Source organism: Streptomyces sp. NPDC048643, from assembly GCF_040650615.1.
In the GTDB taxonomy this organism is placed as follows: Bacteria; Actinomycetota; Actinomycetes; order Streptomycetales; family Streptomycetaceae; genus Streptomyces.
Window position 1 is genome coordinate 23,233 of record NZ_JBEZHO010000064.1, and the last position, 18,789, is coordinate 42,021.

Here is an 18,789-nt window from a genome sequence, read left to right on the forward strand (position 1 = left end):
CCTGCGCTCCGCCCTGCGCTCGGACAGCCGCTGGGCACGTAAGCCTGGCACGTCCTGTTCCCCCCACTGCGCCCCGGACGCGTTCCCCCGTTCTGGGGAAGCCTCCGGCCCGGTGGCACCGCGGCCACCCTAGGACTGGGACGCTGCCCCCATGGCCCAGTCGGCACACCTCACCACTCCCGTAGACGCGGTCGTCGCGCGGATGCGGGTCCTGGACGCGACGCTGCCGGAGCGGGACGGTGTCGCGGTCTTCAACCGTGTCTACCTCACCGTCACCGAGGAGTTCGACCGGCGCCTGGACTCCGGGTTCTTCCCGGACCGCCGGGCCGCGACCGCCTTGGACGTGCGGTTCGCGGAGCGCTATCTGGCGGTGGCCGAGGAGGGCCGGGCGCCCGCCTGCTGGCGCCCGTTGCTCCAGTTCCGCCGCCATCCGGGAGTACGTCCGCTGCAGTTCGCGGTCGCGGGCATCAACGCGCACATCGGGCACGACCTCGCGCTCGCCCTCGTGGACACCTGCCGTACGCTCGGCTGCGAACCGGCCGATCTGGAGGACGAGTTCGACCGGGTCGGCGACCTCCTCGCCTCGTTGGAGGAACACATCCGCGAGGACCTGATGCCGGGCCCCGACCTGCTCCAGATCGCCGATCCGCTCACCCATCTGCTCGGTTCCTGGAGCCTGGAGCGGGCCCGTGAGGCGACCTGGTCCGCGGCCCGGGCCCTGTGGGCGCTGCGCGGACTGCCCGATCTGGCCGAGGAGTTCGCCGAGCGCCTCGACGCCGTGGTCGGCCTGGCCGGCCGGATGCTGCTCACTCCCCTGCCGGACTGATCCGGCCACGCCGCGCGGTCCGACCCGAAACTCCCGCGCCCCCGCTGTACGTTGACCGATCGGCACCCCCGACACGAAGGAGCGAACAGGCATGGCGACGCGACTCGGTCTGGCCCTCCCCCAGATGAGGCAGTACGACATCGGACGGGACGTGCCCGACGTGGCGCACCGCCGAGGCGATCGGCTACGACAGTCTGTGGGTCTTCGAGCGCGCCCTGTTCCCCGAACCCGCCACCCAGGGCCTGTACGGCATTGAGGGCCTGCCCTGGCCGGACACCTACCGCGGGGTCGCCGACCCCCTGATCACCCTGGCGCTCGCGGCCGCGGTCACCGAGCGCGCCCTGCTCGGCACCAGCGTCCTGGTCGCCCCGCTGCACCTCCCCTTCCAGCTCGCCAAGTCCCTCGCCACGCTCGACGCGGCGAGCGGCGGCCGGGTCGTCGCGGGTCTGGGCACGGGCTGGTCGCACGACGAGTACGCGGCGGCGTCACCGCGGCCCTTCGAGGACCGCGGCCGGGTCCTCGACGAGGTGATCGAGGTGTGCCGCGCGGTCTGGGGCCCCGACCCGGTGGTCTACGAGGGCGACCTCACCCGGATCGCGTCGGCCGTGGTCGGCCCCAAGCCCGCCCGGCCGATCCCCGTGCTGCTGGCCGCCAACACCGGCAGGGCTCGGCGCCGGCTCGTGGACCACGCCGACGGCTGGATGCCGATCGGCATGGGCGTGGACCAACTGGCCGCGCAATGGAGTGCGTTGCGGGACCTGGCCGCCGAACGCGGGCGCACCGAGCCGATCCGCACGGTCCTGCGGACGAACGTGCGCTACACCGCGAAGGGGTACGAGGGCGAGGACCGGCAGCCCTTCCACGGCGGGGTGGACCAGATCGTGGAGGATCTCGTCGCGCACGCCGCGCTCGGCCTGGACGAGATCTTCCTCGACCTGCAGAGCACGGTCCGGGACGCCGAGGAGCTCAAGGACGTGGCCGCAGCGGTGTACGGCGCGGCGCGGGCGGCCGGCGTCTGAGCCACCCGCCCTCGGGCCCCCGGTCCGCGGCTCCCCCTGGGGCCTGTCGTGCCCTGCCCCGCATCCCGCCGCATGATCCGGACGACAGGCCCTAGTCCTCGGGGAGTTCGACCGGCGCGATCTCGTCGTAGACGTCACCGGGGCCGGGGTTGGTCGGGTCGGTCGTGCCGCCGAGCTGGTGCATGACGCCCCAGACCGCGTTCAGCGCGGTCTGGACGGCGCCCTCGGCCCAGCCGGCCGTCCAGGAGATGTCGTCGCCGGCGAGGAAGATGCCCCGCTTGTCCTCGGGCAGACCGTCCTGCATGAAGTGCGTGAACAGACGGCGCTGGTAGCGGTAGTGGCCCGGCAGGTTGGCCTTGAACGCGCCCATGAAGTAGGGCTCGTTCTCCCAGGACACGGTCACCGGGTTGCCGATGACGTGCTTCCTGATGTCGACCTTCGGGTAGATCTCGCCGAGCGACTTCAGCATGACCTCCATCCGCTCGCTCGCGGACAGCGGCAGCCACTTCAGGCTGTCGTCGCACCACGTGTACGAGAGGCAGATGACGGCCGGCTTGTCCGGGCCCTCGTCGAGCAGGTAGGTGCCGCGCGTCATGCGGTCGGTGAGCGTCATCGACATGACGTCACGCCCCGTCTCCTCGTCCTTGTCCAGCCAGAACGGCCGGTCCACGGGAACGAAGAGCTTGGAGCTCTCCATGTAGTGGGTGCGCTCGATCGCGGTCCAGTGGTCGATCGGGAAGAGCGAGTCGTCGCAGGCGATCTTGGAGAGCAGCATCCAGGACTGGGCGGTGAAGATCGCGGCCTTGAAGGTCCGGATGTCGCCGTTCGCGTCGGTGACGGTGATGCCGTTGCCCGCGGTGCGGTGCAGCCGGGTCACGGCCGGGCGCGGGGCGCCGTCGTGCAGCGACGACAGCGAGGTGCCGTACGCCCAGTGGACGATCTTCTCCGGCTCGCGCTCCCACAGCCGCAGCGGGAGCTGCTGGGAGCCGCCGACGATGCCGCGGTGGTGGTCGTCGGCCTCGGTGTAGACGACGCGCAGGATCTCCAGGATGGAGTTCGGGAAGTCGGTGTCCCAGCCGCCCGTGCCGAAGCCGACCTGCCCGAAGATCTCCCGGTGCCGGAAGGACTTGAAGGACTCCGAGTCGCAGAGGAAGCCGTAGAAGGTCTGGTTGTCGAGCTTCTCGACGAGCTTCGCCCAGATCTCCCGGATGCGCGGCACGTCGCGCTCCCGCATGGCCTGGTTCATGTCGGAGAAGTCGGCGCCGTCCTCCAGGCAGGCGTTCCAGGCGTTCATCACGTCGCGGTAGACCTGCGGCAGGTCGTCGACGGAGGTGGCGTAGTGGGACTCGCCCTTCAGGTCGACGACCGTCGAGGGCGTGGACTCCGCGAGCGGGTTGGGGAAGGGCCGGGTGGTGAGGCCGACCAGGTCGATGTAGTGCTGGAGGGCCGTGGAGGACGGCGGGAAGCGCATCGCGCCCATCTCGGCGGTCAGCGACGGGTCGCAGCCCTCGAAGCCGACGGTGCGCAGCCGGCCGCCGATCTCGTCGGCCTCGTACACGACGGGCTTGAGGCCCATCTTCATCAGCTCGTACGCGGCCACGATGCCGGAGAGTCCGCCGCCGATGACGGCGACCTCGGTGCCGTGCTCGGTCGCGGGTATCTGTCCGAGGCCCGCGGGGTGCTCGAGGAAGTCGTCGTAGGCGTAGGGGAAGTCCGGGCCGAACATGGTGATCGGCGGCTGCTGCACGTCGGCGTGCTGGACGGCGTTGGGCACGGTGGACGTCATGGGGTGCGGACTCCTTGCGCGAAAACTGCTGAGGGGAAGGCTGGTTCGGCCGGGCCGGATCGGGGGTCCGGGCGGGCGGGGTCAGACGAGGGACCCGTAGAGGCCGGGGCGGCGGTCCTGGAGATACGGGTTCGTCTCCCGCGAGGCCGCGAGCAGGACGGGGTCGGCGTCGGCGAGGACCAGTTCCTCGCCGCGGCCCGCGCGGGCCCGGGCGACCCCGTCGGGGCCGGCCAGCGTGGAGAGTCCGACGAACTCGAACTCCCCTTCCGGGCCGGTGCGGTTGACATACGCGACGTACATCTGGTTCTCGAAGGCGCGCACCGGGACGACGGACTCGGCGACGAACTGGAAGGGGTGCATCTGCGCCGTCGGGACAAGAAGCAGGTCGGTGCCGGCGAGGGCGTGCGCGCGGACGTTCTCCGGGAACTCGACGTCGTAGCAGATCATGAGGCCGACCCGGAGGCCGTTCAGCTCCGCCTGCACGACGGGCCGGTCGCCGGGCGTGAAGTGGTCGCGCTCGAAGCAGCCGAAGAGGTGGGTCTTGCGGTAGTTCGCGAGTCGGGTCCCGTCGGCGGAGATCAGCTGGACGGAGTTGTACACGTGCGCCGTGCCGCCGTCGGCCGGGGAGCCCTCGCCGTGCCCGCGCTCGGGATAGCCGTAGGCGACGGCCACGCCGTGCCGGCCGGCGATCTCGGCGACCGCGTCGGCCGAGTCGCCGTCGGCGGGCTCGGCGAGACGGCCGATGTCGTCGCCGATGGCGTAGCCGGTGAGGAACATCTCGGCGGTCACCAGGAGCCCCGCGCCCGCTGCGGCGGCGCGGCCCGCGGCGTCGTCGAGCACCTTGAGGTTCTCGGCGACCGAGCCGGGGCGGCCGGAGCTCTGGAGCAGGGCTGTGCGCATGCGTGTTCTCCACCGGTACGGAGGGTTTGGGGGGCCTGTTAGACGGTACGGTCGGCGGCCTCGGCCGGACAAGAAGGACCCGTTGCGCGCCACCGAACGAAACGTTGCGTGCGGCGGTCCCTCGGCGGCGATTCGTTGCGTGTCCGCCCAGGGGCCCTGATTCCCCGGAGAACGCGGGGAGACGCAGGTCACAGGTGGGTTTCCGCGTCGCGGAACGGTGACGCGCGGCGCACCGCGCGCGACGCCCGTACCGCCGGGCGGCGCCGGGTCCCGCCGGGCGCTCACGACCGGCCGGGACCGGCGCGGGCCGGTGGGACGCGCCCTCGCCCCGTTCCCCTCACTCCCCGCGGGGCACTCCGAAGACGGTGAGGACCGCCGCGTGGTCGGAGGGCCAGTCGTTGCCCGCCACGTCGGGCCAGGAGCGCGGGGTGCCGCTGACGACGGTGCGGGAGTCGAGGGCGGTCAGCCCGCGGTGCAGGACGAAGTCGATGCGGTCCTGGGGTTCGGGGCGCCCGCTGCCGTCCTCGTGGTCGTCATGGACCGGCGACCAGGTGTGTCCCGGGTCCCGGACCGGGTCGGGGTGGATCTCGCGGTAGGAGTCGCGCAGGCCCGCGTCCTCGGCCGCCTTCGTCACCGGCCAGTCGACGTCCGTCCAGTCCCGGTGCGAGGGCGCGTTGAAGTCTCCGACGAGGACGACCGGCGTGGCCGGCTCGGCGGAGTCGGCGATCATCCGCAGGATCTCCCGCATCCGAGCGAGCCGGCCGCTCTCGTGCGCGACCAGTTCGGCGGCCGGGAGCCCGTCGAAGCGGGCCTCGTAGGGGCCGTACGGCGCACAGTCGAGGTGGGCGCTCCAGACGTCCACCCGTCGGCCGCCGACCAGCTCGACGCGGACGCCGGTGCCGCCGTAGAAGCCGACGTCCGGGTCGCCGAGCCGCGCGACGATCGGGTGGCGGCTGATGACGCCGAGGTTGTCGCCCGCCCGGTGGTGGTGCCAGCCGAGGGCCTCGGCGAGTTCCCGCGCCGCGTCCCCGTACGTCTCCTGGAGCCCGACCACGTCCGCACCCGTCTCCGCGATGACCTTGAGCTGCTTCTCGCGGTGGTCGTCGACCTTGGTCCCGCCGTACCAGAGGTTCCAGCTCAGCACCCGCAACTCCGCCGGGGCGACCATGGCGCGCAGCAGGGCCGGGGACACCTCCTCCAGGCTGCCGAGCACGGTGCGTCCGGCGGCGGGGCCGATCGGCGCGAGCGAGGGCACCGCGAGGACGGCGCAGCCCGCGGACTCGGCGGAGGTGACACCGGTCTGGGTGTCCTCGACGGCGACGCAGGCGGCGGGTTCGACGCCGAGGGCGCGGCAGGCGGCGAGGTAGGGGTCGGGTGCCGGCTTGGTGCGCTCGGTGTCGTCGGCGGTGACGGAGACGGCGAAGCGCTCGGCGCCCAGCGCCGCCAGCACGGTGTCGGCGACCGCGCGCGGGGAGGCGGTGACGAGGGCGGTGGGGACGCCTTCGCGGGCGAGCGCGTCGAGCAGTTCCGTCGCTCCGGGGCGGGGCACGATGCCGGTACGGACCCGGTCCGCGAACTCGTGGTGGAGCTCGGCGGCGATCGTCTCCGCCGGGGAGGCGGTGATGCCGGCCAGCCAGGCGGCGGTGTGCTCGACGGGCCGTCCGAGCACCTCGGGCTGGTCGGCCCCCGTCAGCGCGTGTCCGAGCCCGTCGGCCACCTGTTCGACCGCCTCCCACCACAGTCGCTCGGTGTCCACGAGCGTGCCGTCCATGTCGAACAGAACGGCTTGGAGCGGGAGTCGGACGGTGGCGCGGTGGCTCACGGTGGTCTCTTTCGTCGGTGGGAGATGTGGGGGGGGCGGTCGGGGACGGGGAGGGCATCCCCGACCGCCCCGTCGGGAAGCCGCCCGGCAGGGGACCGCCCGGAAGGAAGGGCCCGTGGCCGGATGGCCCCCTGGCAGGGGCCGCACGGTCAGCTGACCGCCCGGTCGGTGGCGGCCGTCCTGCCGAGTGGCCGCCCGGCAGGGAGCCACCTGGCAGAAGGCCCCGGTCGGAAGCCGCCCGGCAGGAGGCCGCACAGCCGGAAGGCCGCCTGATCGGGTGGCCGTCCGGCAGGTGGCCTCGTGACCAGGAGGCTGTCCGGCCAGATGGCCTCCCGGCAGGGAAGCCACCTGGCCGGAGGCTTCCCGGTCGGGTGCCCGCCCGGTCGGCAGCGCCCGGTCAGGCGGCTGCCCGGCCGGAAGGCGTCCGCGCCGCGACACGGCCCGGGGCGAGGGCCGCTGCCGCGCCGCGGCCCTCGCCCGGCCACGGAGGCCGGGCCGGTCCGCCGGGAGGTCGGCGGACGCGCGGCCCGGCGCGGTCTCGGGGCGGGACACCCTGCTGGATGCCGGTGCCGGGAGCACCGGGTCAGGGACGGTGGCCGCTCCTCAGCTCGTGCGGGCGGCGACGAGCACGGGGCGCTCGGGCAGGGTGACCGTCACGGGAGCGCCCGGGGCGAGGGCCGCCGCCTCGTGCGTGGGCAGGTCGGCCTTGACCTCGGTGCCGTCGGCGAGCCGCACGGTGACCCGGGTGGCCGCGCCGAGGAACGCGGTGGCCACGAGCCGCGCGTCACCCGACTCGTCGGCGCTCACCCGCACGGCCTCGGGCCGCACCAGCACGTCCACCTCCCGTACGGCGGGCGCCTCCCCGTCCACCGGCAGGCGCCGGCCGAGGACCTCGACCGACTCGCCGTCGAGCGTCCCGGGTATCCGGCTCATCGTGCCCACGAACTCGGCGACGAAGGCGGTGGCGGGGCGCCCGTACAACTCGGCGGGCGCCGCGCACTGTTCGAGCTTTCCGGACCGCATCACGGCGACCCGGTCCGCCATGGACAACGCCTCTTCCTGGTCGTGCGTCACGAACAGGGTGGTGATGCCGAGTTCCCGCTGGAGGCGGCTGATCTCCTCGCGCAGCGAGAGGCGCACCTTGGCGTCCAGCGCCGAGAGCGGTTCGTCGAGCAGCAGGACGCGGGGCCGCAGGGCGAGCGCGCGGGCCAGCGCGACGCGCTGCTGCTGACCGCCGGAGAGCTGGTGCGGGTACTGCTCCCCCTTGTCCGCGAGGCCGACCAGATCGAGCAACTCGGCTGCCCGGGTGCGCCGTTCGGCCGTGCGCACCTTGCGCATCCGCAGCCCGAAGGCGACGTTGTCGACGGCGCTCAGATGCGGGAAGAGGCTGTACGACTGGAAGACCATCCCGGCGTCGCGGCGGTGCGCCGGGACCCGGGTGACGTCCTCGCCGTCGACCAGCACCTCGCCGGAGTCGGGGTGTTCGAAGCCGGCGAGCATGCGCAGCGCGGTGGTCTTGCCGCAGCCGGAGGGACCGAGCAGGGCGAGGAGTTCACCGGGCCGGACGGTGAGGTCCAGGCCGTCGAGGGCGACGGTCGGACCGAACTCCCTCCTCAGTCCGCGGAATTCGACGGTGGCGGCCTTTTCGAGCGTGGCGAGGGTCATGGTCATCCCCGGGAGGCGGAAGCGGTACGGGAGCGGCCGCCGAAGCCGGCGAGCGCGAGGAGCAGGGCCCAGGTGACGAACAGGCTGAGCACGGAGACGGCGACGGACATCTGGGCCTGCGAGCCGCCGACGTTGTAGATCCACACGGCGAACGGCTGATAGCCGAGGAGTCGGGCGACCGTGAACTCGCCGAGCACCAGGGCGAGGGTGAGGAAGGAGGAGTTGAGCAGTGCGCCGCGCAGGTTGGGCAGCACCGCCCGGACGAGCGCCTGCGGCCAGCTCGCGCCGCAGCTGCGGGCGGCCTCGACGAGGGTGCGCACGTCGACGGCGCGCAGTCCGGCGTCCAGGGCCCGGTAGACGAACGGCAGTGCCATCACGACGTACGCGAGGACGAGCACCACGGGGAAGTCCGGGTTCTGGATGGCCACGAAGGTCTGGAACAGCGGGGTGCGCGAGAGGTGTTCGGGTCCCCACTTGAGAACGGTCGCCATGCCGGCGACGAAGGCGATCGGCGGGACGACCAGGGGCAGCGAGCACACCACCTCGACGACCGGCCGCAGCCGGGGCGAGCCGAGCCGCAGCGCGACGGCGGCCGGCACCATCAGGAGCAGCACCACGACGATGGTGGCGACGGCGAGTTCCAGCGAGAGCAGCAGGCTGGAGACGAATCCGTCGGCGGAGACGATCTGGGTGTAGGCGTCGAAGGTGACGCCCTGCCCGGGCACGTCGACCGTGAAGATCACGGACGCGGCCATGGGCACCAGGAAGTACAGCGCGGCGAGGGCGAGGACCACCCAGCGCCACAGGTTCAGGCGAGCCATCGCGCGCTCCGTCGTTGCAGGGGCAGGTACACGGCCATGACAAGGCCCGCGATGAGGACCATGTCGAGGCTGAGGGCGAGCGCCACGTTCTCCTGGCCGACCAGCACGTTGCCGGAGATGGCGTCGGCGATCTGGAGGGTGACCAGCGGGACGGCGCTGCCGACCATGGCGGCGGCGGTGGCGTACGCGGCGAAGGCGCTGCCGAACAGGAGCACCAGGCCTCCGAGCAGCGAGGGCGCGAGCACCGGGAGGGCCACGTGCCGCCAGTACTGGACGGAGGTCGCGCCGTTGTTCTGCGCCGCCTCGCGCCACTGCGAGCGCAGTCCGTCGAGGGCCGGCGTGATGGTGAGGACCATGAGCGGGATCAGGAAGTACAGGTAGACGATGACCAGGCCCCAGAAGCTGTAGAGGCTCCAGCCCTTGTCGGCCAGGCCGAAACGCCGGGTCAGGACGCCGGAGTTGCCGAGGGTGGCGACGAAGGCGAAGGCCAGCGGGACGCCGCCGAAGTTGGCGAGGACGCCGGAGGCGGTGAGCACGGCCTCGCGCAGCGCGCGGAAGCGGGAGGTCACCACGGCCTGGGCGAGCGGCAGTCCGAGGACGGTCGCGATGCCGGCGGAGACCGCGGACAGCTTGACGCTGCCGATCAGGGCGGTCAGGTAGGCCCCCTGGAACGAGCCGGTCAGGTTGTCCGTGGTGTACGAACTGGCGCCGGTCGTCTGGTCCTTGACGGTGAAGGCGCCGTTGAGCATGGCGAGGGCGGGGATGCCGAAGGCGATCGCCACGAAGACGAGCAGGGGTGCGACGGCGAGCCAGCCGGGGGCGCGGCGGCGCCGCCGCTGCGGGTGGGCAGCGGCGGGCGCCACGTCGGCCGGGGCCTCGGTGAGGGCGGTGGTCATCCGGAGACGGCCTTGGCCCAGCCCTGACCGAGCACGGTCTTGGCCTTGCTCTGCTGGTCCTCGGTCGGGAAGCTCGGCGTCCCGGTGACCGCGGGGAGCTTCGCGGCGGCCGTCTTGTCGAGCGTGCCGGCCTTGTCCATCGCGGGCATCAGGACCGGGCGTGCGTAGCCCTTGAGCCAGAGGTTCTGACCCTCGGCGCTGTAGAGGTACTCCTGCCACAGGCGGGCGGCCGCGGGGTGCGGGGCACCCTTGTTGACCGCCTGGGAGTAGTACTGGGCGAACTGGCCGTCGGAGGGGATGGCGACCTTCCAGTCGACGCCCTTGGACTTGAACTCGTCGGCGTAACCGGCGTTCAGGTAGTCCCAGTCGATGCTGATGGGCGTCTCGCCCTTCTCGACGGTGGCCGGGGTCGACTCGACGGGCGTGTAGTTGCCGTTCTTCTTCAGCTTGGCGAAGAAGTCCAGGCCGGGCTGGATGTCGTCGAAGGAGCCGCCGCTCGCGAGCGAGGCCGCGTACACGCCGCCGAACGCCGAACCGGACTTGGTGGGGTTGCCGTTGAGGGCGACCTGGCCCTTGTACTGCGGCTTGAGCAGGTCCTTGAAGGTCGTCGGGCACTCCTTGACCTTCTTGGCGTCGCAGCCGATGGAGATGTAGCCGCCGTAGTCGTTGAACCAGCGGCCGGTGGCGTCCTTCTGGCCCTCGGGGATGTCACCGAAGGCGGCCACCTTGTACGGGGCGAGCAGCCCCTGCTGGGCGGCGCTGAGGGCGAAGGAGCTGCCGAGGTCGAGGACGTCCGGGGCGCGGTCCTGGCCCTTGCGCGAGGTGACGGCGGTGATCTCGTCCTGGCTGGAGCCGTCGGGGCTCTCGACGTCGATCTTGATGCCGTACTTCTTGGTGAAGCCGTCGATCAGGGCGCCGTAGTTGGCCCAGTCGCGGGGCAGGGCGATCGCGTGCAGCGTGCCCTCCTTCTTCGCGGCCTTGACCAGGGCGTCGAGGCCGCCGAAGTCCGCGGCGGAGGTCGCGGTGGCCGCGCTCTTGCCGTCGGCGGTGGTCGCCTTGTCGTCGGGGGCGGCGCCGCAGGCGCTCAGGGTGAGGGCTGCGGCGACGGCGAGGCCGCCGGTGAGGAGGGCGGTCCTCGGCAGGAACACGGTCACGGTCTCTCCAGAATGACGCACGAGGGTGTGGTGGTACGGAGAACTTGTCTGAACAAGTTGGCCCAAGTAGGCCCGGCGTTGGTGTCTTGTTCGTAAACTTTGGCCAAACCGTGACCCCTGGTTCCCTGCACAATTCCGGCAGACACGGATCCCACCGCGCGGTCGATTAGGGTGATCACGCTGTGCACAGTGGTCCAGGCAGAGGGGAAGCATGCCGGCGCGACACGAGGAGATCGCCGAGGAACTGCGGCGGGCGATCGACCGCGAGGAGTACACCGTGGGCAGCCTGTTGCCCGCGGAGACCGACCTCGCGGCTCACTACGGCGTCTCGCGCGGCACGGTCCGCCAGGCCGTCGCGGCCCTGACCGCCGAGGGGCTGATCGGTTCCCGCCAGGGCGCCCGCCGGGTGGTCCTGGCCAGCCGCCGCAGCCAGAGCTTCGCCGAGCTGCGCAGCTTCGCCCAGTGGGCACGCGCGATGGGCCGCGAGGCGACCGGGCACGTGGTGTCACAGGAGTACCTGCCGGCCACGGCGGCGGACGCCGTCCGGTTGCAACTGCGGGAAAAGACACCGGTGTTGCACGTGCTGCGGGTCCGCGGCCTGGACGGCGAGCCGGTCCTGCTGGAGCGCACGGTGTACGCGGACTGGATCTCGCCCGCCGTGGCGGCCATCGAGCCCGGGTGCCCGTCCGTCACGCAGCGCCTCTTCGAGGACACCGGCCTGGTCTTCGCGTACGGCGAGCACGTCATCGACGCCGTCGCCGCGGGCGCGCAGGATGCCGAACTCCTCGGCGTCCGCCGCACCAGCCCCCTGCTGCGGGTCCGCCGCGTCACCACCACCCGCGAGGGCCGCCCGGTCGAATGGTCCGACGACCGCTACCGCTCCGACGCGGTGAGCTTCAGCGTCCACAACTCGATGGACAACAACGCCCTGGCACGACAGACAGCCGAATAGCGCTCCGGTCGCTCTTCAGGCGCAGTCCACTGTTCGAACGCCGAGCACGGGAGCGCCCCTTCAGGGGCGCGGGGAACCGCGCGACAGGCCACGACGCACCCGCAGCCGCGCGGCGGGGAACCCCCCACCTTCCTGGGCTCAAAGGCGTTGACGGGGGGCGCCGACTACGTGGGTGACCCCGAGGAGAACCTCCGCAGCAGCGGCGACAGCACCAGAACGGACTTCGTCCGTTCCACGAACGACTCGCCCGCGATCCGCTCCAGCACCCGCTCGAAGTGCCGCATGTCCGAGGCGAAGACCTGTACGACCGCGTCCGCCTCCCCGGTGACGGTGGAGGCGGCCACGACTTCCTGGTACCGCTCGAGACCACGCTGGATCGTCTCCGGCGAGGTGTTGCGGCGGCAGTAGATCTCGACGAACCCCTCGGTCTCCCAGCCGAGCGCCGCCGGGTCCACCCGGACGGTGAACCCGGTGATGGCCCCGGTGGCCCGCAGCCGGTCGACCCGCCGTTTCACCGCGGGCGCGGACAGGCCGACCTGTTGCCCGATGTCGGCGTAGGAGCGGCGGGCGTCCTCGGCGAGGGCGTGCACGATGCGTTCGTCGAGATCGTTCAGCACTGCGGGTGGTTCACTTTTCTGCGAGGTGCTTGCGGGGGTTCTACGGTTGCTCGGCGACGGGTTCCGCGGTCGCCATCCGGGACCGGCGGTAGCCGTAACTGAAGTAGAACACGAGCCCGACGGCCATCCAGACACCGAAGACCACCCAGGTGACGGCGGAGAGACTGGCCATCATCCACAGGCACAGCAGGAAGCCGATCGCGGGCAGCACCGGCGCGAGCGGGACCCGGAAAGTGCGGCGCATGCCCGGGCGCGTCCGGCGCAGCACCACGACGGCGATGTTGACCAGCGCGAAGGCGAAGAGCGTGCCGATGCTGGTGGCGTCGGCGAGCTGGCCGAGCGGGATCGCGGCGGCGAGGACACCGCAGAACAGCGAGACGATCACCGTGTTGGCGCGGGGCGTGCCGGTCTTCGGGTCGACGCGTGCGAAGACCTTGGGGACCAGACCGTCCCGGGACATGGCGAACAGGATGCGGGTCTGGCCGTACAGCACGGTGAGCACGACGCTGGCGATGGCGATGACGGCACAGGCGGCCAGCAGCGTCCCCCAGAAGGTCTGCCCGGTGACGTCCTTCATGATCTCCGCGAGCGCGGCCTCGGAGTCGTTGAAGCGCCGCCAGGGCTTCGCGCCGACGGCGACGGCCGCGACGAGGACGTACAGGGCGGTCACGATGACCAGCGAGAGCATGATCGCGCGCGGCAGGTCGCGCTGCGCGTCCTTGGCCTCCTCGCCCGCCGTGGAGGCGGCGTCGAAGCCGATGTAGGAGAAGAACAGCGTGGCACCGGCGGCGCTGACGCCCGCCATGCCGAGCGGCATGAAGTGCTCGTAGTTGCCCGAGCGGAAGCCCTGGATGCCGATCGCGCAGAACATCACCAGCGCGGCGATCTTCACGGTCACCATGACGGTGTTGGCACGCGCCGACTCCTTGGCTCCGCCGAGCAGGAACGCCATGGCGAGCAGGACGACGATGAGGGCCGGCAGGTTGAAGACGCCGCCGTCGCCGGGCGGCGCGGACAGCGCGTCCGGGATGGTGACGCCGATGGTGCCGTCGAGCAGTTCGTTCAGGTACTCGCCCCAGCCGACCGCGACGGCCGCGACCGAGACGCCGTACTCCAGGACGAGACACCAGCCGCATATCCAGGCGATCAGTTCGCCCATCGTTGCGTACGCGTACGAGTACGAGGACCCGGCGACCGGGATGGTGCCCGCCAGTTCGGCGTAGGAGAGGGCGGAGAAGAGCGCGGTGAGACCGGCGATCACGAAGGACAGGGTGACCGCGGGACCGGCCTTGGGGACGGCCTCGCCGAGGACGACGAAGATGCCGGTGCCGAGCGTGGCACCGATGCTGATCATCGTGAGCTGCCACAGACCGAGGGAGCGGCGCAGGGAGCCTCCCTCGCCCTGGCCACCCTCGGCGACCAGGCGTTCCACGGGCTTGCGGCGCATCAGGCGCGCGCCGAACCCCGGGGACGGTGGGGAGGAGGTGGTTCGGGACTGCGGGGGTGCGCCGGGGTCGAGCACGCGGGTGGCTCCTTCATCGCTGCCGGTCGGGAACGGCGGGGACCGGCGGCACCCCTGACAGGAGGGACCCACCGAGCGGGGTCCCCGCCACGCCTGTGTACAGCGCTTGACCCTATGAGCCAGGGCTTCGCGGGCGTAATGCAGCAACCTTGCGCGTCTCCGCAAGATCGTTGCGTTCATCGCGGCAGCGCGGGTGTTCGTTGCGCGGGGCCTTTCGATGGTTGCGCAAACCGCCTTTTCGCTGGTGGAAGCGGTTCGCGCGCCGCTGAACCGACGGTGCGTCAATTCCCGCCCCGGGGGCGCCGGTCCACTCCTCGCGGCAAGCCTGTCCGCCGTCCGCGAGGCACCCGTCGGCCCGTCGTGGGGGCGCCCGGACACGCGCACGGCCCCTGTTCCCACGAGGGGGAACAGGGGCCGTGGAGGCGAGGGACGGAGCCGCGGCGGTCGGCGTGCGGCGGCTCCGGCCGTTGTGCGCGGCTAGCTCCAGCTGGCGTGCAGCGGCTGGCCCTCGGCGTAACCGGCGGCGCTCTGGATGCCGACGATCGCGTTCTCGGCGAACTCCTCCAGGGAGTTGGCGCCCGCGTACGTGCAGGATGACCGGACGCCCGCGATGATCGAGTCGATCAGGTCCTCGACGCCCGGACGGGACGGGTCGAGGAACATGCGCGAGGTGGAGATGCCCTCCTCGAACAGCGCCTTGCGGGCCCGGTCGTACGCCGACTCCTCGCTGGTGCGGTTCTTGACGGCGCGCGCCGACGCCATGCCGAACGACTCCTTGTACAGGCGTCCGTTGGCGTCCTGCTGGAGGTCGCCCGGGGACTCGTACGTCCCGGCGAACCAGGAGCCGATCATGACGTTGGACGCACCGGCGGCCAGCGCCATCGCCACGTCGCGCGGGTGCCGGACACCGCCGTCGGCCCACACGTGCTTGCCGTACTTCTTGGCCTCGGCGGCGCACTCCAGGACGGCGGAGAACTGCGGCCGGCCGACGCCGGTCATCATCCGGGTGGTGCACATGGCGCCGGGGCCGACGCCGACCTTGATGATGTCGGCGCCCGCGTCGATGAGGTCCTTGACGCCCTCGGCGGCGACGATGTTGCCCGCGACGATCGGCACCTGCGGGTCGAGCGCGCGCACGGTGCGTACGGCGCTGATCATCGACTCCTGGTGGCCGTGCGCGGTGTCGATGACGAGCGTGTCCACGCCCGCGTCGAGGAGCTGCTTGGCCTTGCCGGCCACGTCGCCGTTGATGCCCACGGCGGCGGCGATGCGCAGCTTGCCGTCGGCGTCGGTGGCCGGCGTGTACAGCGTGGCGCGCAGGGCGCCCTTGCGGGTGAGGATGCCGGCGAGGCGGCCGTCGGCGTCCACCGCGGGGGCGTAGCGGCGGTTGGCGCCGTCGAGCCGGTTGAACGCCTCGCGGGGCTCGATGTCCGCGTCGAGGAGCAGCAGGTCCTTGGACATGACCTCGGACAGCTGCGTGAAGCGGTCCACGCCGGTGAGGTCGGCGTCGGTGACGACACCGACCGGGCGGCCTTCCTCGTCCACGACGACGCCCGCGTTGTGGGCGCGCTTGGGCAGCAGCGCCAGTGCGTCGGCGACGGTCTGGTGGGGCGCGAGGACGATCGGGGTGTCGAGCACCAGGGGGCGCCCCTTGACCCAGGAGACGACCTCGGTGATGACGTCGATCGGGATGTCCTGCGGGATGACGACGAGGCCACCGCGGCGGGCGACGGTCTCCGCCATCCGTCGGCCGGCGATCGCCGTCATGTTGGCGACGACGAGCGGGATGGTGGTGCCCGTGCCGTCCGGAGAGCTGAGGTCCACGCCCTGACGCGAGCCGACCGCGGAGCGGCTGGGCACCATGAACACGTCGTCGTACGTCAGGTCGTACGGGGGCTGGATGTCGTTGAGGAAACGCACGTGCTGCACATCCCAGTCGATCAGAGGTGGCCCCCGGACAGGTCAGCCAGGGGGAAGAGCACGTACTTCATTGTCCCATGACAGCCGGTATGCGATGCCCGGACAGATCATCCAGGCAGGTCAGGGGGCAATTGGTCGGATCCTCCAAGAACGAGGACGACCGACAGCGTGGCGTCGAACTGCTGGTAGCGGCCGGAGACCGCCTCCAGGATCTCCTGAGCGGTCTCCCACTCGTCGGGCCGTGCCCGCGCGTACGGGCGCCAGCCGCTCACCACGAGGAGCCTGCCCGGGGTGGCGGGTCCCCAGTCGGGGTCGCCCAGGACGTCGGCGAGCGCGTCCCAGTTCCGGCCGAACCACTCGGGCAGGTCGAGGGCGCGGACGCAGCGGGCCATGAAGCCGGCCTTGTCGAGGACGCCGGTGAGGTCGAGCTCGCTGACCTGCCATCCGGCCGCGTGGCACACCTCCGCGAGCGGCCCACGGGTCATCTCAGCACCGCCTTGAACGAGTCGTAGTGATCATCGGTGTAGTAGATCTCCCCGCTCTGCCCGGTGACGATGCGCCGGGCTCCCCGGTCGCCCTCGCCGGGTGTCCGCACGGTGTACTCGTGGTAGTACCCCCTCGGACGCTGCGGCAGCTCCCGCTCGAAGTTGCCGAAGACGGCTCCGTCCTTGGCGTACGGGTAGGGGCCGCCCCGGTCGATGAGGGCGAGGGTCGTGCGGGCCTCGGCGGGCAGCTCGGCCGCGCGGACGGTCGCCAGGTCGCCCGCCCAGGACGGGCGGTCCCCGGAGCGGTTCGCGGTGGTCGTCACCCGGTCGCCCGACGCGGCGGTGTCCGTCGACGAGCAGCCCGTCAGCAGCGCCACCAGACAGACCAGCAGGAGGGCCGTCAGACGGCCCGCGAACGCACGAGGGGACGGCCGCAGCAGCATGGGTCGATGCTGCCACGGCCGTCCCCTCGGGGCGCGCGTTGGGGTGCTCTCAGGGGCCGTCCGGGTCCGCCCGGTTCAGCGCCGGACGCGGGGTCGTGCCCGCCGTCATCAGATAGTCGGCGGCCGAGGTGTCCGTCACCAGGCTGGTGACGAGCCCCGAACGCAGCACCGCGTCGATGGCGGCCGCCTTGCGCTGGCCGCCCGCGATCGCCACGACCTCGGGGATACGGCGCAGCCGGTCGGCCTCGACCGTGATGCAGCGCTCCCCCAGGTCACGTCCGACCCGCCGGCCCTCGGCGTCGAAGAGGTGGGCGGACATCTCGGCGGCGACACCGAGGGACGCGTAGTGCGCGCGCTCCTCGTCGCTGAGCATGTCGTGCACCGTCGAGATGCCGGGCTCCCAGGAGCCGATGGAGACGCAGGCGACCGTGACCTTGTCGAAGTACTCGAAGGCGCGGGCGATCCCCGTCTGGTTGCGCAGCGCCGCCGCGGTGGCCTCGTCGGGCAGCAGCATCGGCGCGTAGATGGGATGGGCGTCGCCGCCCGACACCTGCGCCGCGCGCCGTACTGCCTCGACGGAGCCGCGCTCGGCGGTCCCGGCGTCGTAGACACCCGTCAGCTGCACCACGGTGCACGGCGGGAGCCGGTCGAGCGCCGCCGCCATGTGGATCGTGGAGCGGCCCCAGGCGAGGCCGAGCACGTCGCCCTCGTTGACCAGTTCGCCGAGCAGGTCCGCGGCCACCTCACCGAGGTTCTCCGGGTCGGGCGACTCCTCGGCGTCCGCCGGGGACTCGACGACCACGGCGTGCCGCAGGCCGTACCGGGCACGCAGCGCGTCCGAGCGCTCCGCGTCCAGCTCGGCGGGGACGCGGATCTCGATCCTCACGAGATCCCGTTCGAGAGCGGTCTCCAGAACCCGGGCCACCTTGAAGCGGCTGACGCCGAACTCCTCGGCGATCTGGATCTTGGACTTGCCCTCGAGGTAGAAGCGGCGGGCCATGGCCGCCGCCTGCACCAGCTCAGCGGGTCCCATCCGCATGGCTGACCGGCCCGCCGACATACCCGACACGGCGATCTCCTCACTGCTGTTCACACTCTGGATTCGCCGTTCATCCTCGCAGATCCGGCGCACTTGATCCGCCCCGAAGGGCGGCGTTCACGTTCCCTTGGTTCAGTGGCCGCACGCCCACGAGGCGCGGGCCGTCGCATCCTCCGCCTGGGTGCGCAGTGCACGTACCGCCTGGGCGGGGTCCGCGGCCCCGTAGACGGCCGATCCGGCGACGAAGACGTCGGCTCCCGCGTCGGCGCACCGCTCGATGGTGGACTCCGAGACACCACCGTCGACCTGGAGCCACAGCTCGAGGCCGTGCTTTTTGATCAACTCGCGGGTGCGGCGGATCTTCGGGAGCATGATGTCGAGAAAGGCCTGACCCCCGAATCCGGGCTCGACGGTCATGATCAGCAGCATGTCGAGCTCGGGAAGCAGATCCTCGTACGGCTCGATGGGCGTCGCCGGCTTGAGTGCCATCGAGGCACGGGCACCCTTGGCCCGGATCTCGCGGGCGAGCCTGATCGGCGCCGCGGCCGCCTCCACATGGAAGGTGACCGAACCGGCACCCGCTTCCACGTACTGGGGCGCCCACCGATCGGCGTCCTCGATCATCAGATGGCAGTCCAGCGGAGTCTCCGTCGCCCTGGCCAGGGACTCTACGACCGGCACACCGAGCGTGAGGTTCGGAACGAAATGGTTGTCCATCACGTCGACATGGAGCCAGTCCGCCCCCTGCACCGCTGTTGCCTCCTCGGCAAGACGGGCGAAGTCGGCGGACAGGATGCTGGGGTTGATCTGCGCGGCCATGCCCCAAGCCTGCCATGTCCCGGGCCGGTTGCTCTCCTCGGTCCGGACCTCGGTCTCTCCGCCGATGTCCTGCGGGCGTCCCGCGTGCCATGCTGGGCGGCCC

At 71.8% G+C, this 18,789-nt stretch carries 16 protein-coding genes and 1 pseudogene; 3 read left to right on the forward strand and 14 right to left on the reverse strand.

Annotation, left to right across the window (positions count from 1 at the left end):
* The first annotated feature begins 151 nt into the window (after positions 1 to 151).
* Both AB0C62_RS37750 and AB0C62_RS37755 read left to right on the forward strand, forming a co-directional pair.
* Complete coding sequence (locus tag AB0C62_RS37750; protein WP_362981153.1) at positions 152 to 826, forward strand: DUF5995 family protein; 675 nt, start codon at positions 152 to 154, stop codon at positions 824 to 826.
* 91 nt (positions 827 to 917) lie between these two features.
* Positions 918 to 1,845: pseudogene (locus AB0C62_RS37755) on the forward strand (LLM class F420-dependent oxidoreductase).
* A gap of 91 nt (positions 1,846 to 1,936) precedes the next feature.
* Here AB0C62_RS37755 and AB0C62_RS37760 read toward each other — a convergent pair.
* The 7 genes from AB0C62_RS37760 to AB0C62_RS37790 form a co-directional block, all read right to left on the reverse strand.
* Entirely contained in the window at positions 1,937 to 3,631 is a 1,695-nt protein-coding gene (locus AB0C62_RS37760; protein ID WP_362981155.1) for an NAD(P)/FAD-dependent oxidoreductase, read from the reverse strand.
* A gap of 81 nt (positions 3,632 to 3,712) precedes the next feature.
* On the reverse strand, positions 3,713 to 4,531 hold the full coding sequence (locus AB0C62_RS37765) for a carbon-nitrogen hydrolase family protein (protein WP_362981157.1): 819 nt from the start codon (positions 4,529 to 4,531) through the stop codon (positions 3,713 to 3,715).
* Between the two features lie 337 nt (positions 4,532 to 4,868).
* Positions 4,869 to 6,353 carry an HAD-IA family hydrolase gene (locus tag AB0C62_RS37770; protein WP_362981159.1) on the reverse strand — a complete coding sequence of 495 codons (1,485 nt, stop codon included), beginning with the start codon at positions 6,351 to 6,353 and terminating at the stop codon, positions 4,869 to 4,871.
* A gap of 603 nt (positions 6,354 to 6,956) precedes the next feature.
* The gene (locus tag AB0C62_RS37775; RefSeq protein WP_362981161.1) at positions 6,957 to 8,024 is read right to left on the reverse strand and encodes an ABC transporter ATP-binding protein; all 1,068 of its coding nucleotides are present in this window, start codon (positions 8,022 to 8,024) and stop codon (positions 6,957 to 6,959) included.
* A complete protein-coding gene (locus AB0C62_RS37780; protein ID WP_362981163.1) occupies positions 8,021 to 8,839 on the reverse strand; it encodes an ABC transporter permease subunit in 819 nt (272 codons plus the stop codon). The genes AB0C62_RS37775 and AB0C62_RS37780 overlap by 4 nt, the downstream gene beginning before the upstream one ends.
* The gene (locus AB0C62_RS37785; RefSeq protein WP_362981165.1) at positions 8,827 to 9,735 is read right to left on the reverse strand and encodes an ABC transporter permease subunit; all 909 of its coding nucleotides are present in this window, start codon (positions 9,733 to 9,735) and stop codon (positions 8,827 to 8,829) included. The genes AB0C62_RS37780 and AB0C62_RS37785 overlap by 13 nt, the downstream gene beginning before the upstream one ends.
* A complete protein-coding gene (locus AB0C62_RS37790) occupies positions 9,732 to 10,889 on the reverse strand; it encodes an extracellular solute-binding protein (protein ID WP_362981167.1) in 1,158 nt (385 codons plus the stop codon). Before AB0C62_RS37790 ends, AB0C62_RS37785 begins: the two co-directional genes overlap by 4 nt.
* Positions 10,890 to 11,100: 211 nt before the next feature.
* Here AB0C62_RS37790 and AB0C62_RS37795 point away from each other — a divergent pair, with 211 nt between their 5' ends.
* Positions 11,101 to 11,841, forward strand: coding sequence for a GntR family transcriptional regulator (locus AB0C62_RS37795; protein ID WP_362981169.1), 741 nt, complete (start codon positions 11,101 to 11,103; stop codon positions 11,839 to 11,841).
* Between the two features lie 164 nt (positions 11,842 to 12,005).
* Here the strand turns inward: AB0C62_RS37795 and AB0C62_RS37800 are convergent, their stop codons facing one another.
* The 7 genes from AB0C62_RS37800 to rpe all read right to left on the reverse strand — a co-directional run bounded on the left by AB0C62_RS37800 (position 12,006) and on the right by rpe (position 18,686).
* Positions 12,006 to 12,458 carry an Lrp/AsnC family transcriptional regulator gene (locus tag AB0C62_RS37800; RefSeq protein WP_081223320.1) on the reverse strand — a complete coding sequence of 151 codons (453 nt, stop codon included), beginning with the start codon at positions 12,456 to 12,458 and terminating at the stop codon, positions 12,006 to 12,008.
* Between the two features lie 40 nt (positions 12,459 to 12,498).
* Positions 12,499 to 13,980: an amino acid permease gene (locus AB0C62_RS37805; RefSeq protein ID WP_362981171.1), complete on the reverse strand. Its 1,482-nt coding sequence runs from the start codon at positions 13,978 to 13,980 to the stop codon at positions 12,499 to 12,501.
* 477 nt (positions 13,981 to 14,457) lie between these two features.
* The gene (locus tag AB0C62_RS37810) at positions 14,458 to 15,900 is read right to left on the reverse strand and encodes a GuaB1 family IMP dehydrogenase-related protein (RefSeq protein WP_362981189.1); all 1,443 of its coding nucleotides are present in this window, start codon (positions 15,898 to 15,900) and stop codon (positions 14,458 to 14,460) included.
* Between the two features lie 107 nt (positions 15,901 to 16,007).
* Positions 16,008 to 16,385, reverse strand: coding sequence for a barstar family protein (locus AB0C62_RS37815; protein ID WP_362981173.1), 378 nt, complete (start codon positions 16,383 to 16,385; stop codon positions 16,008 to 16,010).
* On the reverse strand, positions 16,382 to 16,828 hold the full coding sequence (locus AB0C62_RS37820; RefSeq protein WP_362981175.1) for a ribonuclease domain-containing protein: 447 nt from the start codon (positions 16,826 to 16,828) through the stop codon (positions 16,382 to 16,384). The genes AB0C62_RS37815 and AB0C62_RS37820 overlap by 4 nt, the downstream gene beginning before the upstream one ends.
* A gap of 49 nt (positions 16,829 to 16,877) precedes the next feature.
* Positions 16,878 to 17,921 carry a sugar-binding domain-containing protein gene (locus AB0C62_RS37825; protein ID WP_081223325.1) on the reverse strand — a complete coding sequence of 348 codons (1,044 nt, stop codon included), beginning with the start codon at positions 17,919 to 17,921 and terminating at the stop codon, positions 16,878 to 16,880.
* 78 nt (positions 17,922 to 17,999) lie between these two features.
* Positions 18,000 to 18,686, reverse strand: a complete 687-nt coding sequence (gene rpe / locus AB0C62_RS37830; RefSeq protein WP_362981177.1) for a ribulose-phosphate 3-epimerase — start codon at positions 18,684 to 18,686, stop codon at positions 18,000 to 18,002.
* Positions 18,687 to 18,789: the final 103 nt, after the last annotated feature.

What these genes read in the sequence shown, in the direction of transcription:
- AB0C62_RS37750 (WP_362981153.1), top strand. Translation starts at nt 152, where the DNA reads ATGGCCCAGTCGGCACACCTCACCACTCCCGTAGACGCGGTCGTCGCG.
- AB0C62_RS37760 (WP_362981155.1), bottom strand. Translation starts at nt 3,631, where the DNA reads ATGACGTCCACCGTGCCCAACGCCGTCCAGCACGCCGACGTGCAGCAG.
- AB0C62_RS37765 (WP_362981157.1), bottom strand. Translation starts at nt 4,531, where the DNA reads ATGCGCACAGCCCTGCTCCAGAGCTCCGGCCGCCCCGGCTCGGTCGCC.
- AB0C62_RS37775 (WP_362981161.1), bottom strand. Translation starts at nt 8,024, where the DNA reads ATGACCATGACCCTCGCCACGCTCGAAAAGGCCGCCACCGTCGAATTC.
- AB0C62_RS37780 (WP_362981163.1), bottom strand. Translation starts at nt 8,839, where the DNA reads ATGGCTCGCCTGAACCTGTGGCGCTGGGTGGTCCTCGCCCTCGCCGCG.
- AB0C62_RS37785 (WP_362981165.1), bottom strand. Translation starts at nt 9,735, where the DNA reads ATGACCACCGCCCTCACCGAGGCCCCGGCCGACGTGGCGCCCGCCGCT.
- AB0C62_RS37795 (WP_362981169.1), top strand. Translation starts at nt 11,101, where the DNA reads ATGCCGGCGCGACACGAGGAGATCGCCGAGGAACTGCGGCGGGCGATC.
- AB0C62_RS37815 (WP_362981173.1), bottom strand. Translation starts at nt 16,385, where the DNA reads ATGACCCGTGGGCCGCTCGCGGAGGTGTGCCACGCGGCCGGATGGCAG.
- AB0C62_RS37820 (WP_362981175.1), bottom strand. Translation starts at nt 16,828, where the DNA reads ATGCTGCTGCGGCCGTCCCCTCGTGCGTTCGCGGGCCGTCTGACGGCC.
- rpe (WP_362981177.1), bottom strand. Translation starts at nt 18,686, where the DNA reads ATGGCCGCGCAGATCAACCCCAGCATCCTGTCCGCCGACTTCGCCCGT.